8 protein-coding genes and 2 pseudogenes are annotated in these 7,888 nt (G+C 66.4%); 3 read left to right on the top strand and 7 right to left on the bottom strand.

Features of this window, described 5'->3' with window-relative positions; translation table 11 throughout:
• The 4 genes from coaD to ACQKPE_RS25300 form a co-directional block, all read right to left on the bottom strand.
• Window positions 1–314 (bottom strand): pantetheine-phosphate adenylyltransferase (coaD, locus tag ACQKPE_RS25315; protein ID WP_427669425.1); only part of this gene is annotated, 314 nt, incomplete at its 3' end.
• A gap of 111 nt (window positions 315–425) precedes the next feature.
• Window positions 426–2,024, bottom strand: a complete 1,599-nt coding sequence (locus ACQKPE_RS25310; RefSeq protein ID WP_427669424.1) for a GMC family oxidoreductase N-terminal domain-containing protein — start codon at window positions 2,022–2,024, stop codon at window positions 426–428.
• Between the two features lie 19 nt (window positions 2,025–2,043).
• Window positions 2,044–2,529, bottom strand: coding sequence for a twin-arginine translocation pathway signal protein (locus tag ACQKPE_RS25305; RefSeq protein ID WP_427669422.1), 486 nt, complete (start codon window positions 2,527–2,529; stop codon window positions 2,044–2,046).
• A gap of 11 nt (window positions 2,530–2,540) precedes the next feature.
• Window positions 2,541–3,971: a coniferyl aldehyde dehydrogenase gene (locus ACQKPE_RS25300; RefSeq protein WP_427669421.1), complete on the bottom strand. Its 1,431-nt coding sequence runs from the start codon at window positions 3,969–3,971 to the stop codon at window positions 2,541–2,543.
• 147 nt (window positions 3,972–4,118) lie between these two features.
• Between ACQKPE_RS25300 and ACQKPE_RS25295 the strand changes: the two genes are divergently transcribed.
• Window positions 4,119–4,784 carry a TetR/AcrR family transcriptional regulator gene (locus tag ACQKPE_RS25295; protein WP_427669420.1) on the top strand — a complete coding sequence of 222 codons (666 nt, stop codon included), beginning with the start codon at window positions 4,119–4,121 and terminating at the stop codon, window positions 4,782–4,784.
• A gap of 34 nt (window positions 4,785–4,818) precedes the next feature.
• Window positions 4,819–5,673 (top strand): sulfurtransferase, encoded by an 855-nt coding sequence (locus ACQKPE_RS25290; RefSeq protein ID WP_427669419.1) that lies wholly within the window; start codon window positions 4,819–4,821, stop codon window positions 5,671–5,673.
• Window positions 5,674–5,679: 6 nt separating this feature from the next.
• Here ACQKPE_RS25290 and ACQKPE_RS25285 read toward each other — a convergent pair whose 3' ends face one another.
• The 3 genes and pseudogenes from ACQKPE_RS25285 to ACQKPE_RS25275 form a co-directional block, all read right to left on the bottom strand.
• Window positions 5,680–6,672 carry a hydrolase gene (locus tag ACQKPE_RS25285; protein WP_427669418.1) on the bottom strand — a complete coding sequence of 331 codons (993 nt, stop codon included), beginning with the start codon at window positions 6,670–6,672 and terminating at the stop codon, window positions 5,680–5,682.
• An 85-nt stretch (window positions 6,673–6,757) separates the two neighbouring features.
• The gene (gene rsmD / locus ACQKPE_RS25280; RefSeq protein ID WP_427669417.1) at window positions 6,758–7,360 is read right to left on the bottom strand and encodes a 16S rRNA (guanine(966)-N(2))-methyltransferase RsmD; all 603 of its coding nucleotides are present in this window, start codon (window positions 7,358–7,360) and stop codon (window positions 6,758–6,760) included.
• A pseudogene (locus ACQKPE_RS25275) lies at window positions 7,360–7,827 on the bottom strand (M16 family metallopeptidase); the annotation flags it as partial. The pseudogene ACQKPE_RS25275 and the gene rsmD, both read right to left, overlap by 1 nt.
• On the opposite strand from ACQKPE_RS25275, the pseudogene ACQKPE_RS25270 reads away from it, so the two are divergent.
• Window positions 7,816–7,888: pseudogene (locus ACQKPE_RS25270) on the top strand (1-deoxy-D-xylulose-5-phosphate synthase N-terminal domain-containing protein); the annotation flags it as partial. The pseudogenes ACQKPE_RS25275 and ACQKPE_RS25270 overlap by 12 nt on opposite strands.

Below are 7,888 nucleotides of genomic sequence, written 5' to 3'. Positions count from 1 at the left end.
GGCATGCCGGCGAAGCAGAACGACCACTGGGTATCGTGGGGGTCGCGCAGTCCGCGCAGGAACACATTGGCGTTCTGTTCCTTGGCGAAGTGCGCCAGCAGGCTGGAGAAGCCGATGACCTCGACATTGGGCAGGTGCTTGGTGACCTCACGGGCCAGCGCTACCCGTTGCTCCAGCGGGAACAGGGGGTTTTTCTTCGGGCTGGCCGCCACCGCGATGATCACATGGTCGAACAGGCGCGAGGCGCGCTCGACCAGGTCGCCGTGGCCCTTGGTAATGGGGTCGAAAGTACCCGGGTACAACACTCGGTTCATCGCGTCATCCTGGCTGGAGTGCGTTGGGGAGTCGGATGGTAGCGCAGCGATTGCGCTCGGCCAAGTCGCGCGGCCGGATGCGGGCACTATAGACAGTGCGCACAATCGTTGTCATGCACCCCGTGCCAGGCGGGCGACCAGGGCGTCGCTGAGGCGTGCGGCCAGGGCGTACACCGACAGCTGCGGGTTGGCGCCGATGCTGGTCGGGAACAGCGAGCCGTCGTGGATGGACAGGTTCTGGAGCTGGTGGTGCCGCCCCAGGCTGTCGCACACCGCCTGGCGTGGGTCTTCGCCCAGCGCGCAGCCGCCCATGACGTGGGCGCTGCCCAGGCGGGTACGGAACGCTTCCAGCGACAAGCCATCGATCAGCGCCTTGGCCTGCTGCGGGGTGCTGACGTAGCGCGCGTCGGCGTGCACCGGCAGCACCTGGCGGGCGCCTGCGGCGAACTGCGCCTCGGCCATGCTGTGGTAGGCGCGGCGCAGGCCTTCGCGCAGGTAGTCGGTGACCGGGTAGTCGAGCACTGGCGAGCCATCGCCGCGCAGTTCCACCTGGCCGCCCTGGCTTTCGGGGTGAAAACCATCGCGCAGCAGCGCCAGCATCATCTGCGTGTGGGGCAGCTCGGCCATGCGTCGGGCGTTGTCCTGGCCGTGCCCGCCCAGCAGGCTGCTGGCCAGGGCCGGGTGCAGCGGCGGCACCTCCAGTTTGTAGCCGACAGGCCCGCTGACGCCGTCGCGCCATTGGAAATGGTCGCTGTAGATGGACTGTGGCGCCCCGTAGTAAGGGGCGACGCGCTCGGCGAACAGGGCGGCGCTGAAGTTCACCAGGTGCAGGAAGGTGCGCTTGCCCAGGCGCCGATGCGGGTCGGGCGCCTCGGAGCGCAGCAGCAGGCCTGGGCTATTGATGCCGCCCCCGGCCAATACATAGTGGCGTGCGCGCACTGTGATGCGCCGCCCGGTGGGGGTTACGCCGCCAGCGTCCAAGGCCTGGCAGTGCAGTTCGTCGATACGCTCGCCGTTGTGGCGAAAGCGCTCGGCACGGGCCAGGTAGAGCAGTTCTGCGCCTTGTTCGAGGGCGGCTGGAATGCTGGTGACCAGCATCGACTGCTTGGCATTCACCGGGCAGCCCATGCCGCAGTAGCCCAGGTTCCGGCAGGCGCGCACGTTGCGCGGGATCACCGCCCAGTGCCAGCCGAGCGCCTCGCAACCCCGGCGCAGCGCATCGTTGTTGCCATTGGGCGGCATGATCCACGGCTCGATGCCCAGGTACTGCTCGATGCGCTCGAACCAGGGCGCCAGGTCATCGCTGCCCAGGCCTTTCACCCCATGCTCGCGGGCCCAGTGTTGCAGGGTTTGCGGGGGCGTGCGAAAGCTCGATGTCCAGTTCACCAGGGTGGTGCCGCCGACTGCGCGGCCTTGCAGGATGGTGATGGCGCCATCCTTGCTCATGCGCCCCAGGCCTTCCTGGTACAGGGCCGAGTAGGCTTGGTCCTCGAGCAGGTGGAAATCGCTGCTGGTGCGCAGCGGGCCTTCCTCGACCAGCAACACCTTGAGGCCCGCAGCGCTGAGCATCTGCGCGCTGGTGGCGCCGCCTGCGCCGCTGCCGATCACGGCCACGTCGGTCTCCAGGGTCAGGTCGTGTGACAGGCGCGAGCCATCATGGGTGGTCCAGCCTCGTTCGAGGCCTTGGCGAAAGGGGTCGGCAACCGGCATTTCGAGGGCTCTCGTCAGGTCAGATTCGGGGTGGGCCGGGGTAGCCGCAGCCCGGCCAGGCTTCGGGGCAGGCGTACCAGGCCATCAACAGCAGTTGCAGCAACGAGGCGTGGCCCATGCGCAGCAGGTTCAGCGAGCTGCCCTGCCAGCGCTGCAGGAAGGCCTCGATCTGCTCGGCGCTGGCGCTCTCCCAGCCCACCCAGACGCCGCTCAGCGGGCCACGTGTCAGCGGCAGGCTGAGCACATCGAACAGTTGCCGGGTGAGCTTGAGCATTTCCGGCGACAGCGCCGCCAGCGCATGGTCGAGCTTGCGCAGTACCGGCTTGAGCGTGGCGGCGGTGCCGGCCAGCACCACCGGAATCAGCGCATTCAGCAGCGGCAGGTCATCGTCGCGCAGGGCCAGGTAGCCTTCGCCAGGCGTTTGTGGCGCGCAGCCGATCAGGCTGGCGGTGGCCAGGAAGGCGCTGGCGCCCAGGCTGAAACGCAGCAGGTCGCGGCGGTGCATGGCAGCTCCGCTCAGCGGATGAACAGCTTGTGGACCAAGCGCTGCAAGGCCTTGCCATAAGGCGGGTAGATCAGCCGCGCCGCGTTGATCCGCTGCTTGCTAAGCACCGCCTTGGCCTGGCTGAAAGTGCGGAAACCGTCATGGCCGTGGTAGTGGCCCATGCCGGAGGGGCCGATGCCGCCGAACGGCAGGTCGTCCTGGGCCACGTGCAGCAGGGTGTCGTTCAGGCACACGCCACCGGAATGGGTGTGGCGCAGCACGTGCGCCTGCTCGGCGCGGTCGTAGCCGAAGTAGTACAGCGCCAGTGGGCGAGGGCGCTGGTTGATGTAGGCCAGGGCGTCGTCGAGGTTGTCGTAGGGCACCAGCGGCAGCAGCGGGCCGAAGATTTCTTCCTGCATCACCTGCATGTCGTCGTTCACGCCCAGCAACAGGTGTGGCGGCAGGCGGCGGCCCTGGCGCGTTTCGCTGGCATACAGGTCGAGCACTTCGGCGCCTTTGCTGGCGGCATCCTCCAGCAGTCGTTCCAGGCGTTGTAGCTGGCGTGGGTTGATGATCGCGCTGTAGTCCGTGTTGTTGGCGATGCGTGGGTAGAGGCGGTGTATCGCACGCTGGTAGGCGTCGGCGAAGGCAGCCAGGCGGTTGTTGGGCACCAGCACGTAGTCGGGCGCTACGCAGGTCTGGCCGGCGTTGAGGGTCTTGCCGAAGGCGATGCGCTCGGCAGCGGCGTCGAGCGGCACCTCGGCGGAAACGATGGCAGGTGATTTGCCGCCCAGTTCCAGGGTCACCGGCGTCAGGTTCTGCGCGGCGGCCAGCATCACCTGGCGGCCGACCTGGGTGGCGCCGGTGAACAGCAGGTGGTCGAAGGGCAGTCGGGCGAAGGCCTGGCCCACCTCGATGTCGCCGAGCACCACGCTGACCAGGTCGCTGGGGAACACCCGCGCAAGCAAAGCCTTGAGCGCAAGCCCGGTGGCTGGCGTGGCTTCGCTGAGCTTGAGCATCACCCGGTTGCCGGCGGCCAGCGCGCAGGTCAGCGGGCCGATGGCCAGGAACAGTGGGTAGTTCCACGGCACGATGATGCCCACCACGCCCAGAGGTTGGTACAGCACCTGGGCGGCGGCCGGCTGGAAGGCCAGGCCAACCTTGCGCCGCTCCGGCCGCATCCAGCGGCGCAGGTGGCGTTCGGCATGCCGCAGGCCCTGCACTGCAGGCAGCAATTCCGCCATCAGGGTTTCGTCGGCGCTGCGTCCCTCGAAGTCGGCATCCACCGCTTGCACCAGCGCCTGGCGCTCGCTCAACAGGGCCTCGCGCAGGCTCTTGAGCCATTGCCGGCGCTGCGCGGCCTCAGGCATGGGGTGGGCGGCGAACGCGGCGCGCTGGGCAGCGAACATCCCCTGCAATTGGAGGTCGGAATGCACGGCGGGCAAGTTGAAGGACGACGTCATGGTGGCTCCGTAAAGCGCTGGCGAGTCTTTAGAGTCTATACTCTAATTTGCCTGTCATCTGTTTTTCATACTTACACCCGGTGCACCGTGCACGACGATGGCCGTAATATGAATCCTTGTCGAAACTTGGAGATTGGGAGTCAACGGATGGCCCCGCGTATAAAGACCCGCGAGCGTATCGTGCAGAGCAGCCTGGAGCTGTTCAACCAACAGGGCGAGCGCAGCGTCACCACCAACCACATTGCTGCGTACATGGAGATTTCGCCGGGCAACCTGTACTACCACTTCCCCAACAAGCAGGCGATCATCGCCCTGCTGTTCAGCCAGTACGAGCAACTGGTGGACAGCTTCCTGCGCCCACCGCAGGGCCGCGGGCTGACTGTCGAAGACAAGCGCTTCTACCTCAATGCCCTGCTGGCGGCGATGTGGAACTTTCGTTTCCTGCACCGCGACCTGGAGCATTTGCTCGACAGCGACCCGGAGCTTGCCGCCCGCTATCGGCGGTTTTCCCAGCGTTGCCTGCAACAGGCCCAGGCGATCTACCGAGGCTTCGTCGATGCCGGCATCCTGGCCATGGAGACCGCGCAGATCGAGTCGCTGACCATCAATGCCTGGATCGTGCTGACCTCCTGGGTACGTTTTCTCAGCACCACCCGCGAACATTCCACGCACTTGGGTGAAGAAGCCTTCAAACGTGGGGTCTACCAGGTACTGGTGCTCGAACTCGGTTTCGTCACCGCAGAGGCCCGCGCCGCCGTGGATGCCCTGTGCCAGGAGTTCCACATCCCCTTCAATCAGGCCCTGGAGCAGTGAGCCAGGGCGTTTGCCAGACCATCAGGAGATTGTCATGCCCCTCGCGCAATTGATCACCCCGCAGCAACTGGCCGAGCGCCTGGGTTCGCCGGGGTTGGTGATCCTCGACTGTCGCTTCGCCCTGGAAGATGTGGACTACGGCCAGCGCAGCTATGCCGAGGGGCATATCGCCTGCGCGCATTTCGCCGACCTCGAGCGTGATCTGAGCGGCCCGGTGGTCAAGGGCACGACGGGTCGCCACCCGCTGCCAGAGCCGGCCAAGCTGGTGGAGCGTCTGCGTAGCTGGGGCATGGACAACGACAGCCAGGTGGTGCTGTACGACGATGGCCCCGGCGCCTTCGCGGCACGGGCCTGGTGGTTGCTGGCATGGTTGGGCAAGCGCGATGGCGTGTTCCTGCTCGATGGCGGCCTGAAGGCCTGGCACGCCGCGCACCTGCCCCTGAGCCTGGACCCGCCGTTCAAGCGCGAGGGCTCGTTCAGTGGCAAGGCGGATGCGAAGCTGCTGATCGATGCCGAGCACCTGGCCAAGCGCCTGGACGATGCCGCGCTGACCTTGATCGACGCCCGTGCGCTGCCACGTTTTCGCGGCGAAGTGGAGCCGATCGACCCGGTCGCCGGGCATATTCCCGGCGCACAGTGCGCGGCGTTTACCGACAACCTTGGGGCGGACGGGCGCTTCCTGCCGGCCGACCAGCTCAAGCAGCGCTTCGCCGAGCGGCTCGCTGGGCGTTCGCCGGAGCAACTGGTGGCGTATTGCGGCTCGGGGGTAACGGCCTGCCACAACTTGTTCGCGCTGGCGCTGGCGGGTTATCCGCTGGGGCGGTTGTATGCCGGGTCGTGGAGCGAGTGGATCAACGACCCACGGCATGGGGTCGCGACCGGGAATTGATGGGGTTTACTGCCCCTCTAGCAGCCACTGTGGAATGCGCCGCTCCAGGTAATACCGGGGGTTGCGCAGGCTGCCATCGACGAAGCCGACATGCCCGCCGTGGCTGTGCAGTTCGAAATGTGTCTGCGACGACAGTTCTGCCGCTGTCGGCAGGCTGTGGCTGGAGACGAAGGGGTCGTCGTTGGCGTGGATGATCAGCGTTGGCGTGCGGTTCTCGCCCAGGTAATAGCGGCTGGAGGCGCGCCGGTAGTAGTCGTGCACGTCCGCGAAGCCATTGAGCGGCGCAGTGACCTTGCCGTCGAAGTCCCAGAAGGTCTTGAGGTTGCGCAGCGAACCCAGGCGCTCGATCGACGCCAGGCCCTCCTGCTGGCCCTGGTCGCGAAAGTGCCGTTGCTTGTCTTGCACATAGGCGAGCATCTCGCGCATGAAATGCGCCTGGTAGACCTTGGAAAAGCCTTGGCCGATGCGGTCGGCGCATTGGTCCAGGCGAAACGGCACCGAGACTGCCACTGCCGCTTGCAGCTGGCTCGCCGAGCCACTTTCCCCCAGGTACTTGAGCAGCACGTTGCCGCCCAGTGAATAGCCCACTGCGTACAAGGGCGCCATGGGTCGCTGCGCGCGCAGGTGGCTGACGATTTCGGCCAGGTCTTCGCTGGCGCCGGAGTGGTAGCTGCGCGCAAGCAGGTTCGGCTCGCCCGAACACCCACGCCAGTTCACTGCCACGCTCGCCCAGCCGCGCGCCTGCAGGGCCAGTTGCAGGCCTTTTACGTAGGGCGAGTTGGAGGAGCCGGTCAGGCCATGCAGTACCAGTACCAGCGGTGCGTCGGGCTGATGCGGGCCGTGCCAGTCGAGGTCGATGAAGTCGCCATCGGCCAGCCACAGGCGTTCGCGGGTGCGGGGCAAGGTTGGCATCTTGCGCCAGAGAGGCCCCCAAAGGGTTTGCAAGTGCGGGTTGGCGAGCCCGGTGGCCGGGCGGAAGGTGGCGGTGAGGCTGGGCATGCTGGGCGACTCGTGATGTGCCTGCCTAGAGTGCCATGAAACACCGCTACCGTGCCTGGGCTGTTGGTCGCTTGTGCGGCGCTGCTCAGCCACGCTGCCACAATGCGTAGTGGACCTGGCCGGTCTTCTTCTCACGGTGCAGGCGCCAGTTGCCCGGCAGTTGCAGCGAGGACGGCGCGGCCTCGCTTTCGGTGTACACCCACGCCTGTTCACGCAGCCACTGGCCTTGCTCCAGCAGGGTGCAGGTGTTGGCCAGCAGGTCCTGGTGGAAGGGCGGGTCGAGGAACACCACGTCGAATTGCTGCTTGGCCGGGCCTTGCAGGTAGCGCAGGGCGTCGGTCTGCAGGATTTGTCCGCGTGGGCAGCGCAGGACCTCGAGGTTGTCCTTGAGGTTGGCGATGGCGGCCGGGTTGCTGTCCAGCGCCACGGCGTCCTTGGCCCCGCGCGACAGCGCTTCGAGTACCAGGGCGCCGCTACCGGTGAAGGCATCCAGCACCAGGGCGCCTTCGATGTAAGGCGCCAACCAGTTGAACACCGTTTCGCGAACCCGGTCTGGGGTTGGTCGCAGGCCTTCGCCTTCCGGCACCGCCAGGCGGCGGCTGCGCCATTCGCCAGCGATGATGCGCAGGTGCCCCTGGCCTTTGTTGCTGGCCTGGCCTTTTGCGGCGGGGGTATGTGGTCTTGGCATCAGTGCTCCGGTACGCCAGGCGGCTGCTCGGCGGATTTTTCAGCAGGGGGTGGCAGGGGCTTTTGCGGCACGTTCGGGCCGACTGTGACGATCACCAGTTGGTCGGCCGCCAGGTGCTTGTTCATGGCGGCCTTGACCTGCTCGACGGTCAGGGCCTGGGACTGCTGCATGAAGTCCTCGAGCCAGGTCAGCGGCAGGTTGTAGAAGCCGATGGCGGCCAGCTGCCCGACGATGCTCATGTTGCTGGCGTTGGACAGCGGGAAACTGCCGGCCAGCTCACGCTTGGCGTCGTCCAGTTCCTGTTGGGCAGGGCCGGTTCTCAGGTAGTCGGCGAGCAAGCCCTGCACCAGCTTGAGGGTGCCTTCGCTCAGTTCGGCGCGGGTTTGCAGGTTGATCATGAACGGGCCACGTACCTGCATCGGGTTGAATGCCGAGTACACGCCGTAGGTCAGGCCGCTTTCGAGGCGTTGAACCACGCCCAGGAAGTCGCCGCCGACATGCTGGTGATCCTCAACGACAACGACATGT

Source organism: Pseudomonas sp. NPDC089554 (assembly GCF_050280645.1).
Classification (GTDB): Bacteria; Pseudomonadota; Gammaproteobacteria; order Pseudomonadales; family Pseudomonadaceae; genus Aquipseudomonas.
This window is presented reverse-complemented; position numbering and strand designations above follow the sequence as displayed.

Excerpts from the sequence above, each read along its gene's own strand:
- ACQKPE_RS25305 (WP_427669422.1), bottom strand. The coding sequence starts at position 2,529 with ATGCACCGCCGCGACCTGCTGCGTTTCAGCCTGGGCGCCAGCGCCTTC.
- ACQKPE_RS25295 (WP_427669420.1), top strand. The coding sequence starts at position 4,119 with ATGGCCCCGCGTATAAAGACCCGCGAGCGTATCGTGCAGAGCAGCCTG.
- ACQKPE_RS25285 (WP_427669418.1), bottom strand. The coding sequence starts at position 6,672 with ATGCCCAGCCTCACCGCCACCTTCCGCCCGGCCACCGGGCTCGCCAAC.
- ACQKPE_RS25290 (WP_427669419.1), top strand. The coding sequence starts at position 4,819 with ATGCCCCTCGCGCAATTGATCACCCCGCAGCAACTGGCCGAGCGCCTG.
- ACQKPE_RS25310 (WP_427669424.1), bottom strand. The coding sequence starts at position 2,024 with ATGCCGGTTGCCGACCCCTTTCGCCAAGGCCTCGAACGAGGCTGGACC.
- ACQKPE_RS25300 (WP_427669421.1), bottom strand. The coding sequence starts at position 3,971 with ATGACGTCGTCCTTCAACTTGCCCGCCGTGCATTCCGACCTCCAATTG.
- rsmD (WP_427669417.1), bottom strand. The coding sequence starts at position 7,360 with ATGCCAAGACCACATACCCCCGCCGCAAAAGGCCAGGCCAGCAACAAA.